Below are 15,879 nucleotides of genomic sequence, written 5' to 3' on the forward strand. Positions count from 1 at the left end.
CTCTCCAACCTGGGCTCGAACCAGGGACACACGGATTAACAGTCCGTTGCTCTACCAACTGAGCTATTGGAGAATAGATGGTCATAACCGTAAGCTATTTTCGCTTTATACAAAAGCAATTGCTTTTGTTGTTTGCGTTATGTGGGGCACATTTTAGCCAAGTCGTTGGAGGCTGTCAACCTTATTATGCTATTAATTATAAATATTATGATAATTTATCCAAAATAGTCGTTTATCCCTTATTAAACGGGCTGTTTTGGCAAATATCCGCATCTGATATGTCTGTTTCTTTAGGGCTTGTCCTCAATTCAATCAATAGCCATCTAAATAGGGAAAAGCACTCATTTGTGGGTACTGGCTATCAGCTCACGCCATTTAATTTGACTAGATGACTGGTCTATCTTTTTGAATCTTAAAGCAATCTCTACATCAATTGAAACAAAAAAGTCGTAAAATACCTTCACATTACTAGAATATGTCTATAGAATACCGACCGTACGGTATCTTTAATACATGCTCAAACAATTTACTATGACCAATTGATATTGAATCGAGAAATATGCTTGATTCGAAAAAGGTATGTTAAATATGAGTCCTACCACTATTGCTTATGGTTATTTAGCCATTGCCATCATTTGTGAAGTGATCGGCACTACCTTCTTAATGAAGTCAGAGCAGTTCACGCGTTTGGTGCCGACGCTCATCATGGGTTTGCTTTATGTCATCTCATTTTATTTGTTGGCGCAGACCCTTAAGACCATACCGCTTGGTATTGCCTACGCGCTGTGGGGTGGACTCGGAATCGTACTGACATCGCTCGTTGGTTTGGCATTTTTTAAGCAAAGCCTTGATACAGCGGCAGTGGTTGGTATTGCTATGATTGTAGGCGGTGTGATGGTGATGAATTTACTCTCTAGTTCTGTGGTGCACTGATATGGAAATGGAAAATGCTTATAAACGAAAAAAACAGCCGGCGTTTGTCCGTCGTTCATTACTCGATCAGGCAGGACGCATCACGTTAGAGCAAGGGTTGTCTAAGGTCACGTTTCAGGCAGTCGCTGATGCAGCAGGGGTGACCAAAGGGGGTGTCATGCATCATTTCGCCACAAAAAACGCGCTGATGCTCGAAGTGTTTCATGACGCGATGGCCAAGTTTGAGGCAGAGGTAAGCACCGCGATGGCCAATGACCCCGTTAAATATGGCTCTTTTACCCGCGCTTATATAGATGCCACTATCAGTTTAGGCGAAAAAGGGCAGGAAGAGTTCGATAATCAAGCGACCTTATATGTATTGATGTTAGGCGATAGCGAGCTGCGTGAATTGTGGGCCAAATGGTCAAATGAGCAATTAAAAAAACATGCAGCAACGGATCATACCGAAACATTATGTATGGCTCGACTGGTCGCTGATGGGATTTGGCTCTCAGATTTTTCGGGCATCGACATAGTAGACAAACAGTCATTACGTGATCGCTTGATAAAAATGACACAACAGGATTTTGATTTGTAAATATTCAGATTGATCAGAATCTGGATTTTATTTTACTCATTAAAGATTGAATTTCGAAACTTAAATAACGACGACATTATTCGGCTTGAGTGCTTTTTATGTAGCTACTTTTGCCAATCGTCCTAAGGAGAATTTATGACAAATATCAACAATTTGACAGATATTATCGATTTAGAAAAAGTCCAAACAGGCTATGTTAATGGTCGTTACTTGGCGGTAGATGAAACGCTGACGACTTTTGAAGACATCAACCCAGCGACAGGTGAGTTGTTGGCTACCGTTCAACAAACGACCAACGAGCAAATCGACGAGGCTGTTAAAGCCGCGCAAAAAGGTCAAAAAGTTTGGGCAGCATTGACAGCGGTTGAGCGTGGTCGAATCTTATCAAAGGCTGTTGAGATATTGCGTACGCGCAATGATGTACTGGCATTGCTCGAAACGAAAGACACAGGTAAAGCGTATTCTGAAACCAAGTATGTCGATATCGTTACGGGTGCTGACGTGGTTGAGTACTATGCAGGTCTTGCACCGATGATAGAGGGTCGTCAGATTCCATTGCGTGATACCAGCTTTGTCTATACTCGCCGTGAGCCACTGGGCGTGGTTGCTGGTATTGGTGCATGGAATTATCCGATTCAAATCGCGATGTGGAAGGCAGCACCAGCACTAGCTGCTGGTAATGCGATGATCTTCAAACCATCAGAAATGACGCCGTTGACCGCGTTAAAACTGGCCGAAATATTTACAGAAGCAGGATTGCCAGATGGCGTGTTCAACGTCGTGCAAGGTAATTATAAAGTGGGTGAGGCCTTAACCCAGCATCCTGATATCGCTAAAGTCTCGTTTACCGGTGGCGTGCCGACGGGTAAAAAAGTCATGTCTAGCGCGGCATCATCGTCTCTTAAAGACGTGACGCTAGAGCTCGGTGGCAAGTCGCCATTAATCATATTTGATGATGCAGACATCGACACTGCTGCTGACATCGCGATGATGGCAAACTTCTATAGTAGTGGTCAGGTATGTACCAATGGCACGCGCGTGTTTGTTCCTAAAGCCATGCAAGCTAAGTTCGAGCAGGCAATTTTGACGCGTGTTGAGCGTATTAAATTGGGTGATCCGATGGATGAAAATATCAACATGGGCCCACTAGTCAGCTTCCCACATATGGAAAGAGTGCTTGGCTATATCGAGCAAGGTAAAGCCAGCGGTGCACGCTTGCTAACAGGTGGTGACCGTGTGACGACAGGCGAATTGGCAAATGGCGCATTCGTTGCCCCGACGGTATTCACTGACTGTACTGATGAGATGACTATCGTACGTGAAGAAATCTTTGGCCCAGTCATGTCGATATTGACCTATGAGACCGAAGAAGAAGTCATTCGCCGTGCCAATGATACCGAGTATGGTTTGGCAGCTGGCGTTGTGACTGCTGACTTGACCCGAGCACATCGAGTCATTGCTCAAATTGAAGCTGGCATCTGCTGGTTGAATACATGGGGCGAATCAGCCGCTCAAATGCCAGTCGGCGGTTACAAGCATTCAGGTGTTGGCCGCGAAAATGGCATTGAAGCCCTTGAGCATTATACGCAGACCAAATCTATCCAAGTAGAGTTGGGTAAGTTTGAATCAGTCTTTTAATTACTTTTATTGAGAAAGTTTTTTAATCAGTAAGGTAGTTCAGTAGAGCTAATTTGTTTTTTTGTTCGACTTTACTGATAGTAAATGATTTATTTTTCAATATTATGGAGCGTTTTATGACATCAACCACACCTGAGTATGACTACATCATCGTTGGCGCAGGATCAGCAGGCAATGTGCTGGCCACGCGTTTGACTGAAGATGCCAACATTAAGGTGCTACTGCTAGAAGCTGGTCGTCCAGACCATCGCTTAGATTTTCGTACGCAGATGCCAGCAGCGCTCGCCATGCCGTTGCAAGGAACAACCTATAACTGGGGCTACAAGACAGATCCTGAACCGAATATGAATAACCGTGTCATGGACTGCGGTCGCGGCAAAGGGCTTGGCGGTTCATCTTTGATCAATGGTATGTGTTATATCCGTGGTAATGCGTTGGATTTTGATGATTGGTCTACAATAAAAGGCCTATCAGATTGGACGTATTCTGATTGCCTGCCTTATTTTAAAAAGTTAGAAAACCGTGATGCTGGCGAAAATGACTATCATGGTGTGGGTGGTCCTGTTGAGATGACCACTTCAAAACCAGGGGTCAATCCACTGTTTCAAGCCATGATTGAAGCAGGCGTGCAAGCTGGCTATCCACGTACCGAAGATTTAAACGGCTATCAGCAAGAAGGCTTTGGGCCAATGGATCGTTTCGTGACACCTAATGGTCGCCGTGCTTCAACGGCTCGTGGTTATCTGGACCGTGCTAAACCACGCAGTAATATCACGATTTTGACGGGTGCGCTAACCGATGTGATCTTGTTTGATGGCAAACGCGCTATCGGTGTCAAAGTCGAGCATCAAGGTCAAACCAAGAACTTTCATGCCTCTCGTGAAGTGATTGTCTCCTCTGGTGCGATTGCTTCGCCACAATTATTGCAGCGCTCTGGTATTGGCCCTGGTCAATGGCTAAAGGATTTGGGTGTTAATGAGATTATAGACTTACCAGGTGTTGGTAATAATCTGCAAGATCATTTAGAGCTGTATATGCAGTATGAATGTAAGCTACCAGTGTCGATTGCCCCTGCCAATAAATGGTGGAACAAACCAGCCATCGGTGCTGAGTGGTTATTTAATGGTACGGGTCTGGGCGCGTCAAATCAGTTCGAAGGTGGTGGTTTTATTCGTACCGATGAGAAGTTTACCCATCCCAATATTCAGTACCATTTCTTACCACTCGCGGTACGTTACGATGGTCGCAGTGCGGTTAAATCGCATAGCTTCCAAGCACACGTTGGCTCATTACGATCGCCAAGTCGCGGTCGTGTCAAGCTGACCTCTAAAGACCCAAGTGCGCATCCGAGTATTCTATTTAACTACATGTCTCATGATCAAGATTGGCAAGAATTCCGTGCTGCCATGCGTATCACTCGTGAGATTATGCATCAGCCAGCGCTTGACCCTTATCGTGGTCGATCGATCGCACCAACGGATGATCTAGTGACTGATGCGCAGTTAGACGAGTATGTTCGCAATCATAGTGAGACGGCCTATCACCCTTCTTGTACCTGTGCGATGGGCGAAGACAATGATTCGGTTGTCAATGGCGAAGGACTGGTACATGGTATTGATGGCTTGCGAGTCGTTGATGCCTCTATCATGCCCAACATCATTAGTGGTAACCTAAACGCCACAACCATTATGTTGGCAGAAAAAATCGTCGATAAGATGAAAGGTGTACAATTGCCTCGTTCGACAGTCGATTATTATGTCGCCAATGGTGCGCCGCTGCGTTCTGAGCCTATGCGTGATTACCTCTCGACGATGTAAGCCACGATATAAGCCAGCGTACAGAATACTGGTGAAATAACCAGACGAGAAAATTTCAACAAAAAGACCTTTCTAAGTAAAGGTCTTTTTCATCCGCGCTAACATTAATAAAGATGAAAACCGTTGTGGTTGAATCTGTCTAGGGTCTATTGAACATACAAGTGTGGTGCTGGCAGTCACTATTTTTTAGACAATATGCCGCGAAATCTTTGACGCCTAGTTATTCTAGGGTAAACAATTTCGCCATGGTTTGGCAAAAAATAGTACTGCCCTAAAGGGCTGATGCTAAAATCACCCCAAACGTTGTTGCAAGCCTAGCTAAGGTCTCGCATTATCGTCGGCTTACGCCTAATTTGGTGCAATTTTAGCGATCAGCAGCCCTGATATTTGAATGTTCAACAGACCCTATTACTTTATTAGCTTTTTATTTATTGGTACTGCTTTGTGCGTCATGCGGTTGTTTATATCTTGTATGACCATCAGTTATAAGATTATGACGGACAAAGCAATATCAGACCCTATTTAATTTACCTATTGAGGTCTTTTATGTACAGCTCGCCATCACAAGATGCGACGAAACCTCTGACTCTAAATAAGACGGTTTTTTTAGGCTCAGCCATTATTTCTATTTTATTGATCATTTGGACGATTGCGTTTCCAGATTATAGTGAGGCATTGCTCAGCTCAAGTATGGCATGGGTATCAAGGAGCTTTGGCTGGTACTACATGCTGGTGGTTGCCGCTTATAGTATCTTTGCTTTGTTTGTTGGATTTTCTAAATATGGTGATATAAAGCTTGGTCAAGACCACGAAAAAGCCCAGTTTCCCTTTCTAGCATGGGCAGCCATGCTGTTTTCTGCTGGTATCGGTATTGACCTATTGTTTTTTGGTGCGTCTGAGCCGTTGATGCATTATTTAACGCCGCATACTGGTTTAGAGCCTGCTAGCACAGAAGCGATGCGTCAAGCGCTCTCACAGACCTTCTTACATTGGGGTTTGCATGGTTGGGGTATTTATGCCCTAATCGGTATGGCATTGGCGTACTTTGCTTATCGCAAAAACATGCCACTCGCGCTACGTTCGCCGTTGACGCCTATCTTTGGTGAGCGCTTAATCAAGGGCTGGCTAGGTGATGGTATTGATACTTTCGGCGTCGTTTGTACCTTGATGGGTATCGCCACCAGCTTAGGGATTGGGGTGTTACAGGCCAATGCTGGATTGACTCATGTCTTTGGTATTGAGTCTAGTAAAACGGTTCAGACGATCATCATCATCGGTGTTGTTGCTGCCGCTGCTATTTCCGCGATGACAGGTGTTGAAAAAGGCGTCCGTCGTCTGTCTGAATTCAACATGCTATCGTCGATATTGCTATTGATTGCGATATTGGTCATGGGTAATACGGTTTATTTATTGAATACCTTTACCCAAAATATCGGACAGTATTTCCAAACCATTATTTTCAAAACCTTTGATGTTTATGCTTATGACGGTCAAGCTGGTGCTGATTGGAAGTCAGGTTGGACGATATTTTTCTGGGCATGGTGGGTCGCTTGGGCACCGTTTGTCGGTCTGTTTATTGCGCGTATTAGCCGTGGCCGTACTCTACGTGAGTTTGTCTTTGGTGTGATGTTTATCCCGCTCGGTTTCATCTTTGCTTGGTTCTCTATCTTTGGTAATTCAGCGATAGACTTGGTTGCCAATGGTGCCACTGAACTGGGCGAAATCGCTGTTAATGATGCAGCGATGGGCATGTTTGCTCTGTTTGAACACTTTCCTTACAGTGATGTGTTGTCATTCGCAGGCGTTGTGATTGGTCTTATTTTCTTTGTGACTTCAGCTGATTCAGGCGCGTTAGTACTCGCGAACCTGAGCTCAAGAGGCATGACCAATGACACGGATGCCCCTGTTTGGTTACGCTTGTTTTGGGCCGCCGCAACAGGTTTTATCACCTTAGGATTGCTATTTGCTGGTGGTTTTGCCTCATTGCAGTCTGTTTCTGTCATTGCAGGTTTGCCGTTCTCGCTTATTCTTGTGCTCTATATGATGTCTATGTGGAAATCATTAAAAGAAGAAGGCAACAAACGCAAAGCCAGTACGGTTGGTACGGCCAATGTATTGGATGATGGTAAGAGCTGGAAAGCACGTTTGCAGCGTATTGTGAGTTTCCCTAAACATGCACAAGTGGAACAGTTTTTACAAAATGTGGTCAGACCTGCCATGACGGAAGTTGAAAAGGAGTTTGCCGCAGGCGGTCTAAAAACGTCTTTGGACATCCGTAACCCTGCCCATATCGGACAAGATATAGATCAAGGCATGGATGAGAGTAGTGGTCAAATAGATGGTCTAAAATTGCGAGTTGGACATGGCGATGAAGATGACTTTATTTATGAAGTGAATCTGATCAAAGCGGAGCGTCCTAACTTTACCTTTAGCACATCAACCAAGCACGCAGAGTACTATTATCGTGCGGAAGTGTTCTTGAGTGAAGGCTCGCAAGAGTATGACTTGGTTGGCTACTCCAAAGAGCAAGTATTGGTCGATATCTTAAATCAGTACGAGCGTCATTTACAGTATCTACATTTAGAGCGTTAATTGATTTATCAACACGTTCTGAATATTTAAGTAAAAATATTGTAAGAAATAACCCCATAAGTTGGATTCAGCTTATGGGGTTTGTTTATGCCTCACAACCTAAATGATGACACGCTCTAATAAAGCGCACCAATATAAGGTAAAATTCATTTAGACCGCGTCGATACGTGGTAACGCATCAGTAAAGGATAGGTTCGTGACCAAATTAAAATACATCGCTCATTATTCTGAGCAAGTTCAAACTCAAGCGGCATTGCTTATTAGCGATGGGAACTTGGGCGCTTATCTAGAAAAAAAGTATCCCACTCAGCACCAAATAAAAAGTGATAAGGCTCTTTATCAGTATATCAATGATATTAAAAACCAGTATATGCGCAAAGTGGGACAGCTATCGAATGTCAGCTATAGCAGCAAGTTAAAAGTTCTCAAACATGCGCTAGGTATTCATACCACCCAGTCTCGCATACAAGGCAGCAAGCTCAAATCGCACAACAGCATCACGGTGGCCAGCTTGTTTCAAGAAGCGCCGCCTGAGTTTTTGCGCATGATTGTCGTGCATGAGTTGGCGCATTTTAAAGAGCACGACCATAACAAGGCGTTTTATCAACTGTGCTGCCATATGGAGCCTGAATATCACCAGTTTGAGCTAGATACGCGGCTTTGGTTGCACTGGCGAGAGTTGTAACCTTAATATAGTCATTCCACTATAAAAGTATGACAGCGTTAATCTCGCTTGAAGTATCACATATACATCTACACTTGGTTGCCTTGTACTACTTTTAAATTGAATCGACTATAGTATGAATAGCAACCTTAATAACAGCCATATAAATATCGTGTCCTTTTCTGCGGCAATCACCTGAGCCGCTAGGGCGTGTCCTCAATTCAATTGATCATATCTAAACGGGCTAAAAATGGCTAAATTTTGCCAAACATCGTTAAATAGCTGGTTAATATCCCGATATGACCTGCGCTATTTTCCTTGTTTGACTGCAATTTATCTCATTTTTATCACCATTTTTAAAATGAGGACACGCCCTAGAATTACGTTATAATCCTAACCAAATAATTTATACCCCAAGTCAATAAAAGGTTGTAAGCAATGATTAATACAAAAATATATAAATCTATTTATAAATTGGCAGAAGAGTTACTAGAGGCTGACCGTATCGGTAATCAAGAAAAATTTGATGCGTTTTATGCTGAGCTACAAGCCGTCTGTACGGATAACGAAAACACAGACAAAGATCATCCAGAGCAGTGGGAAACGCTTGCTGACTTTACAGAAGATTTGGACGAAGCACTGGTCATTTATGACAAAGCACTAACCAAAGCCACGGCGATCAATTCAAAAGATCATCTGTCGTCGATTGCTTTTTCTATGGCGGTGTTACAGCTTGAGACAGGTAACAAAGAAGTGGCTATTCAAAGTCTACAAAATGCCAAAATCACGGCAAATAAGATTGAAGATAAAGAGTTTAAAGTTGAGATAGATGAGATGCTGACTAAATTGTTGGGTGAGTAGTTTCACTCGAACAATTTTGATTGAGTAGTCCTTATTAAATGTATTTGATGAGATAGGACGTATTTGATATGCAAAACGTACCAGTGGTGATCGTCGGTGGCGGATTAAGCGGATTGTATGCCGCGTTTTTATTAGAACAAAAAGGCATCGATTATATATTGATAGAGGCTCGTGATAGATTGGGCGGGCGTATCACTGTTGCCAAATCATCAGTGGGTCAGAACGTTAGCGGTCAAAGTGTCGATCATGATAAATCAAACGATGGCTTTGATTTAGGGCCGTCGTGGTTTTGGCCAGAGTATCAGCCGCAGTTGAGCAGTCTTATCGAAGCATTAGGTTTACCACGTTTCGCTCAGTTCGAAGAGGGTGATATGATGGTTGAACGTGGTGCCAATGAGTTGCCTATTCGTGCGCAAGGTTATCAGAGTTCGCCACCATCTATGCGCCTCGTGGGTGGAATGACGGCGCTAACTGATGCTTTATACGCTCGCTTGGATGCCAAGCGTATCGTAACGGGACAGACAGTAAGGCGCTTAACCAAGGCTGGTCAGCATATTAAAATAGACAGCGAATATGGCTCTGAACATATCAACGCTGGTCAAATAATCACTTATCAAGCGCAGCATGTATTACTTGCGCTACCACCGCGGTTGGCGGTTAGTAATATCGTATTTGAACCTGCTTTACCGCAAGATTTAGCGATAGAGTGGCAAGAGACCGACACTTGGATGGCGCCCCATGCCAAGTATGTGGCCGTTTATGACTCACCATTTTGGCGAGATAACGGTCTCTCGGGTGCAGCACGAAGTGCGATAGGGCCGCTTACGGAGATTCACGATGCCTCACTAGTAGAAGGCGAAGGCGCTGTGTTTGGTTTCTTTGGTGTTCCCGTTAAGGTACGCCAAAGTGTTTCGGAGATGGCGCTGAAAGCACATTGCCGCGCGCAAATGGTACGTCTATTTGGTGTGCAAGCAGACAAACCAAAGGCTGAATATATCAAAGACTGGTCTCAAGATATATTTACCGCGACCGCTGCCGATGCGAGTGGCTCAGGGCAGCATGCTGTAGCCCCGCCATCAAAACCAAAGACAGGCGAGTGGCAGGACTGTCTAACAGGTTGCGGTAGTGAGTGGTCAGAGGCGTTCCCTGGCTATGTCGCTGGTGCTATCGACGCGGCAAGCAAAGCGGTACAAAGCTTATAGGATCGTTGATGAGTGAGCCTACGGAACAGCAAATATCTCGCGACAGAAACACATGGCTGATTCCTTTCGCTTGCTTGTTAACTGGCGGTGCACTCACCGGTATCTCGACCAATTTGGCGAAATATGCAGGCGACATAGGTTTGACGCCATTAGCCTTTCTGTTTTGGTCCATCACTGGTGCGGCTTTTATATTATCAATTGTTGCACTAGTAAGGCATGAGCCACCGCCGTTTAGCACGCGTAGTTTTGAGTACTATTTTATCGCTGCACTGGTCAGCGTTGCAGGGTCCAATTTACTGCTGTTTTCTGCTATCCCTCATGTCGGGGCAGGTTTCGTTGCGCTGACTATCTCGCTACCACCACTTCTTACCTACCTCGGGGCACTGGCCCTACGCATAGAGACATTCAATGTCATCCGTGCTTCTGGCGTGGCTACCGCACTGTGGGGGGCTGGGGTATTGGCTGTGCATAAATTCTCTGCACCAGATGCCAGTATTTTTTGGATATTAATAGCGCTTTGTGGCCCTATGCTGTTAGCCATTGGCAATATATATCGCACACTACGCTGGCCTGATGAGGCATCTCCTAGCGCACTGGCTCCAGGTATGCTGATTGCGGCGGCACTCCTGCTAGGCTTATTCAGTATGATGTCTGATTTTTCTATCGATATACCACAAGAAGGGCTGTTGCCACTAGGTTTAATCGCTGTCCAATCTTGTGTATTTGCTGGTCAGTTTTTACTATTATTTCTGCTGCAAAAAACAGGCGGACCAGTATTACTGAGCTTGTTAGGCTCGGTAGGGGCCATCGTCGGTGTTCCCGTCGCTATACTCTTGCAAGGAGAGCAGCCACCAGAAGGCTTATTCTTAGGTGCTACGTTAATAGCTATTGGTGTGGCTCTAGTGACATGGGGTGGAGTGAAAATAGCGAGGGTAGCCAAAGAAGATGTTTAGTAAATATCTATCAAACTGAAAACCTATTAAATACGCTATGTCCTTGCGAGTATCCTTTCATGTTGTTTTCACAATCAGTGTCTATTCTGGCTCAATAATTGGTTACGATTAACTTAAATCACTTTTTGTAGATACGATAAAAAAGGAGTATAAGTATCGTGGTTATCGTTGTCATGGACTCAGGCTATGAATGCAGCCACGCGTTATCGATTATTAAACAATTTTACGATTCTCATTAGTGTCATCGGAGTAGCTATTGCTCTATTCGATAGTGGTTTTACACTACCGACGTGGCTACAGCAAGTGTTCCATATTTTTTATCTAGTGATTATCTTTTTAAGTTTTATAGTGACTGCTGGTCGTTATATTTACACAAAAAAACCGCTAACCTTCAATAAAGTTGCTGTCTTTGACACATTGACCAGCATCGCGATTATCGTTCTATTGACTGCGCATTTCACAGACCTAGTACGCTCGGGATTGTCCGCTGCGGTTGATGGGTTTGTCGCGATAAAAATAGCTGTATTTGTCACCTTTATCCGTGAACTCTCTGATCATAATTTTAATCTCAATCGTACCTTTCTGCACCCTGCACAGTTTTTTATTCTGAGCTTTTTAGTAGTGATATTGGTTGGCGCGCTACTACTAATGATGCCCAATGCGACGACCCAGCCACTGTCTTTTATTGATGCGTTATTTACTGCGACCAGTGCAGTTTGCGTGACAGGACTTATCGTCGTGGATACAGCGACTTATTTTACGACTTTTGGGCAAGTTATCATCATGGGGCTGATACAAATCGGTGGCTTAGGTATCCTGACCTTTGTGACGTATTTTAGTTACTTTTTTAAGGGCGGTGTCAGCTATGAGACGCAAGCAAGTATCAGCGAGATGTCTTACATGCGCGGTATGGGTAATGTGGTCTCGACACTCAAGTCTATCTTGTATGTCACCTTTGCTGTCGAGGCAGTAGCGGCTGCATTGATTTATATTAGCATCTACGACATCCCCGATATAAATTGGTCTGAACAGTTATTCTTTTCTGTTTTTCACGCGATTTCTGCCTTTTGTAATGCTGGGTTTTCTACCTTTAGCGCTGGTTTGTATGACGATTCACTACGTTTTAATTATCCGCTACAGCTGATTCTGGCGATGACATTTATCTTTGGTGGCATGGGCTTTACCATCGTCATCAATGTCCTACGGTATTTGCGTCATCGTGCTCAGCGGCTGATATATCGTCATGACCAGCGCTACATTTATCAACCCTGGTTGCTCAATATTAATAGCCGTATTACTTTGATTACCACAGGTGCGTTATTGCTGGTCGGTCTGATCGGCGTGATGATATTTGAATACAATAACGTGCTCGCTGACCATGCCAGTTTCTTTGGGAAGCTAGTGACAGGCTTCTTCACTGCTGCTACTCCGCGTACGGCAGGATTCAATGTCATTGATATGGGTGAGCTTACGTTTCCAACGGTGATGCTGACGATATTTTTGATGTGGATTGGTGCCTCGCCAAACTCGACAGGTGGTGGTATCAAGACCAGTACCTTTGCGATTGCGCTATTGAATACGTTGAGTCTGGCGCGTGGGCAGACCAAGATAGAGGTATTTAAACGGGAAATTGCGGAGATTTCCGTACGCCGCGCGTTTTCTATTATGTGGTTGTCATTACTCGTCATCGGTACGGGCGTGACGCTCATTAGTTATGATCAGCCAGAGCTTGACTTGATTAAAGTGGTGTTTGAGTGTTTCTCAGCTTACAGCACAGTGGGTCTCAGTTTGAACTTGACGGCAGACTTATCAGATTTCAGTAAAATCGTGGTTTCGGTCATTATGTTCGTTGGGCGTGTCAGTATGCTGACGATATTTATTGCGCTGCTCAAGAATATGCGTCAGCGTAATTATCGCTATCCCACTGAAGAGATTACGATTAACTAATCCATAAAAAACAAACGGGTTCGCTTTTAAAAAATAGCAAAAAATACTAGAAGAAGGTCATAAAGATTATGAGATATATCATCGTAGGTCTAGGGAATTTCGGTGCATCGCTGGGTTCGGCGTTGACCAGTCAAGGCCATGAAGTGATTGCCATTGATAGTAGTATGCAAAGGGTAGAAGCCTATAAAGAAGTCATCTCTCATACTCTCTGTATGGATGCCACCGACGAGTATGCTGTTAGTGGATTACCAATCGCTGATACTGATATTGTTATCGTAGCCATTGGGGAAGACCAAGGTGCGAACGTCATGGCAACGGCACTGTTTAAAACCTTAAAAGCCAAACGTTTAATCAGCCGTAGTATCAACCCGCTGCACGAAAAAGTCTTACAAGCTATCGGTGTAGATGATTTGATTCACCCTGAAAAAGAAGCAGCCAATCGCTGGGCCAAACGACTGTCGCTACGTTACTTTGTCGATTCGTTTGAGTTGAGCGATAACTTCAGTATGGTAGAGATTAAGATTCCAAACGTTCTAATCGGTAACACTGTTGATGAGTTACAGTTGGAGCAAAGGTTCAATATCCGATTGCTTAGTACCATGCGCTATGAGTATTATGAAGACAGCTTTGGTCGTACGCAGAGTAAGCCTAGTATTCAAGGTTTGGCGATGCCTGAGCAGGTATTGCAAGAGCGAGATGTATTGGTTATTTATGGTGCCAATAAACACATCAACCAGTTCTTACGTAGTGTGGGTGTAAAAATAAAGGTGTGAAAATAAAGGTGTAAAAATAAAATAACGGTTTGCCAATCACAGTGATGCCGAGGCCACAGGGGAATTATTATGAATAAGCGCAGAGTCTCCGTTCTATTGATCGCTGTAATGGCACTGCTGTCAGGCTGTGATGAGTCCGCACAAGACCCGAACGTCCTTCTATCTGAGCATCAACAAGATCCGATTGAAGCATTAGAGATTACCTCAGACGTGGATCACAGTCAGTTCGGTTATAAACAAACCTTTTATGTGCCGATTTATTCTGATATCTATACCGATAGAGACGCTCGCAAAGTGCTACTGTCGGCGACGCTGAGCGTGCGTAATACGACGTTCAAAAAATCACTGTATATCAATAAAATTGATTATTACGATACGGATGGGGCACTGGTAAAGTCATATCTAGACAAACCCATCGAGCTACCAGCGATGGCCACGCTCAATTATATCGTCGAAAAAGAAGAGAATAAAGGTGGCTCAGGTGCCAACTTTATTATCGAAGTCGAAGGCATAGATGAAACGGTTAAACCAGTTATCGAAGCGGTTATGATTGGTAACTTTAGCAATAAAGGATTTGCCTTCAGTACGGAAGGGACGCCAGTGGTACATTAGTGGGTAAAGCTGGCAGGTCATCATCTATAAAACTAAAAGTGCGCAGCCGCAAAAGCTAATGGCCTATTTTGGTAGTCAGCGATAACGATATAAAGCTATTCAGTAAAATCGAAGTATTAAGTGCAGTAACAAGGACCGTTCAATTCAAGGAAGAATTATGTCTGCAACCAAAGAAGAAATCAGTGCCTTTATGGCATTGGAATTTCCACAAACCAAATGTGTCGTCGAGGCAGTTAGTGAAAAAGGCGCGATCTTATCGCACGATATTGGTATAGATGAGCTGCGCCCTGGTGGCACAGTCTCTGGCCCCGTCATGATGGCCGTGGCTGATGTCGCTATCTATGTGGCGATACTCGGAAGAATCGGCATTGTTCCACTGACAGTAACGACAAGTCTGACCATCAACTTTTTGCGTAAGCCATCAGCAGATGCTCGTATTATCGCCGAATGTACCTTGATGAAAGTAGGGCGTACGCTGATAGTAGGTGAGGTGTCTCTTTATTCAGAAGGCTCTGATGATGCCGTGGCTCACGTAGTTGGCACGTATTCTGTACCGCCCAAACGTATTTAAAACTAGGGTGTGTCCTCATTTCATAAGTCAAGGTGCTTGATGAAATAGCTAAACTCACTTATTCACTAGGATCTGAACTTGGTGGGAAATCATGGCGTAGTTGTGCGACATTAGCAGTAGTCACTGTATCAGTGAAACTATTTAGATCGCTATGCACGTATTGTGTGACAGCTGCTATTTGCTCATCGCTCATCATGCGGTGGAATGATGGCATACCGCGCAGGCCATTGATAACGACACTAATAATATAGTACTTCGATTGCATTTTGCTGTTATTGGCCAATGGCGGGAAGTAACCTGCGCCTTGCGCACCTTCACCTTTTTGCATATGACAACCAGCACAAGAGTCATCGTAGAGTTTTTTACCATTGATGGTAAAAAATCCCGTTTTGCCTTGTGTGCTGCCTTCAAACTTTATGAGCCATTTTTGCAGGCTGGCATCATCGCTCATCTTTGGTATTGAGCGGACATCGATGATATTACTGGTAGGTTCAGACAGTGCTGCTTTGGACATATACACACCGCCCCATGCACCCTGATTACGACTGGCGTGATGGTCAAAATTGTTGTCAAATACCATTGGCGCTATTTGCTGGCTAGCGATAGTAACTGCGTTTTCTGCTTTATACTGACTACAGCTTGATAACATTATTGACCCGCCAACTATGAGTGTCATTATTGCTTTGCCTGAGCTGAGCGGGTTAAATGATTTGATTGGGTTTGATGTCATCATCTTTAT

14 protein-coding genes and 1 tRNA gene are annotated in these 15,879 nt (G+C 44.1%); 13 read left to right on the forward strand and 2 right to left on the reverse strand.

Annotated features, from left to right (window positions below; genetic code table 11):
* A tRNA-Asn gene (locus QL982_RS09490) sits at positions 1–73 on the reverse strand.
* A 515-nt stretch (positions 74–588) separates the two neighbouring features.
* Between QL982_RS09490 and QL982_RS09495 the strand changes: the two genes are divergently transcribed.
* The 13 genes from QL982_RS09495 to QL982_RS09555 all read left to right on the forward strand — a co-directional run bounded on the left by QL982_RS09495 (position 589) and on the right by QL982_RS09555 (position 15,140).
* Complete coding sequence (locus QL982_RS09495; RefSeq protein WP_290163562.1) at positions 589–933, forward strand: multidrug efflux SMR transporter; 345 nt, start codon at positions 589–591, stop codon at positions 931–933.
* Position 934: 1 nt separating this feature from the next.
* Positions 935–1,510: a TetR/AcrR family transcriptional regulator gene (locus tag QL982_RS09500; RefSeq protein ID WP_290163559.1), complete on the forward strand. Its 576-nt coding sequence runs from the start codon at positions 935–937 to the stop codon at positions 1,508–1,510.
* 135 nt (positions 1,511–1,645) lie between these two features.
* Positions 1,646–3,148, forward strand: a complete 1,503-nt coding sequence (betB, locus tag QL982_RS09505; protein WP_290163556.1) for a betaine-aldehyde dehydrogenase — start codon at positions 1,646–1,648, stop codon at positions 3,146–3,148.
* Positions 3,149–3,264: 116 nt separating this feature from the next.
* On the forward strand, positions 3,265–4,965 hold the full coding sequence (betA, locus tag QL982_RS09510) for a choline dehydrogenase (RefSeq protein WP_290163553.1): 1,701 nt from the start codon (positions 3,265–3,267) through the stop codon (positions 4,963–4,965).
* Positions 4,966–5,511: 546 nt separating this feature from the next.
* Positions 5,512–7,557: a choline BCCT transporter BetT gene (betT, locus tag QL982_RS09515; protein ID WP_290163551.1), complete on the forward strand. Its 2,046-nt coding sequence runs from the start codon at positions 5,512–5,514 to the stop codon at positions 7,555–7,557.
* Between the two features lie 196 nt (positions 7,558–7,753).
* Positions 7,754–8,242, forward strand: coding sequence for a M48 family metallopeptidase (locus QL982_RS09520; protein ID WP_197099915.1), 489 nt, complete (start codon positions 7,754–7,756; stop codon positions 8,240–8,242).
* Positions 8,243–8,659: 417 nt separating this feature from the next.
* Positions 8,660–9,082 (forward strand): tetratricopeptide repeat protein, encoded by a 423-nt coding sequence (locus QL982_RS09525; protein ID WP_290163549.1) that lies wholly within the window; start codon positions 8,660–8,662, stop codon positions 9,080–9,082.
* Positions 9,083–9,150: 68 nt separating this feature from the next.
* Entirely contained in the window at positions 9,151–10,284 is a 1,134-nt protein-coding gene (locus QL982_RS09530) for an FAD-dependent oxidoreductase (RefSeq protein ID WP_290163547.1), read from the forward strand.
* Positions 10,285–10,292: 8 nt separating this feature from the next.
* Positions 10,293–11,237, forward strand: a complete 945-nt coding sequence (locus tag QL982_RS09535; RefSeq protein WP_290163546.1) for a DMT family transporter — start codon at positions 10,293–10,295, stop codon at positions 11,235–11,237.
* Positions 11,238–11,423: 186 nt separating this feature from the next.
* On the forward strand, positions 11,424–13,184 hold the full coding sequence (locus QL982_RS09540) for a potassium transporter TrkG (protein WP_290163545.1): 1,761 nt from the start codon (positions 11,424–11,426) through the stop codon (positions 13,182–13,184).
* Positions 13,185–13,252: 68 nt separating this feature from the next.
* The gene (locus tag QL982_RS09545; protein WP_110924286.1) at positions 13,253–13,957 is read left to right on the forward strand and encodes a TrkA family potassium uptake protein; all 705 of its coding nucleotides are present in this window, start codon (positions 13,253–13,255) and stop codon (positions 13,955–13,957) included.
* Positions 13,958–14,026: 69 nt separating this feature from the next.
* Complete coding sequence (locus QL982_RS09550; protein ID WP_290163532.1) at positions 14,027–14,569, forward strand: DUF3124 domain-containing protein; 543 nt, start codon at positions 14,027–14,029, stop codon at positions 14,567–14,569.
* 157 nt (positions 14,570–14,726) lie between these two features.
* Complete coding sequence (locus QL982_RS09555) at positions 14,727–15,140, forward strand: PaaI family thioesterase (RefSeq protein WP_290163530.1); 414 nt, start codon at positions 14,727–14,729, stop codon at positions 15,138–15,140.
* A 58-nt stretch (positions 15,141–15,198) separates the two neighbouring features.
* On the opposite strand, the gene QL982_RS09560 is transcribed toward QL982_RS09555, so the two are convergent.
* Positions 15,199–15,873: a cytochrome c gene (locus QL982_RS09560; RefSeq protein WP_290190288.1), complete on the reverse strand. Its 675-nt coding sequence runs from the start codon at positions 15,871–15,873 to the stop codon at positions 15,199–15,201.
* Between the last annotated feature and the right edge of the window lie 6 nt (positions 15,874–15,879).

Source organism: Psychrobacter sp. 5A.1 (assembly GCF_030407455.1).
Lineage (GTDB): Bacteria > Pseudomonadota > Gammaproteobacteria > Pseudomonadales > Moraxellaceae > Psychrobacter.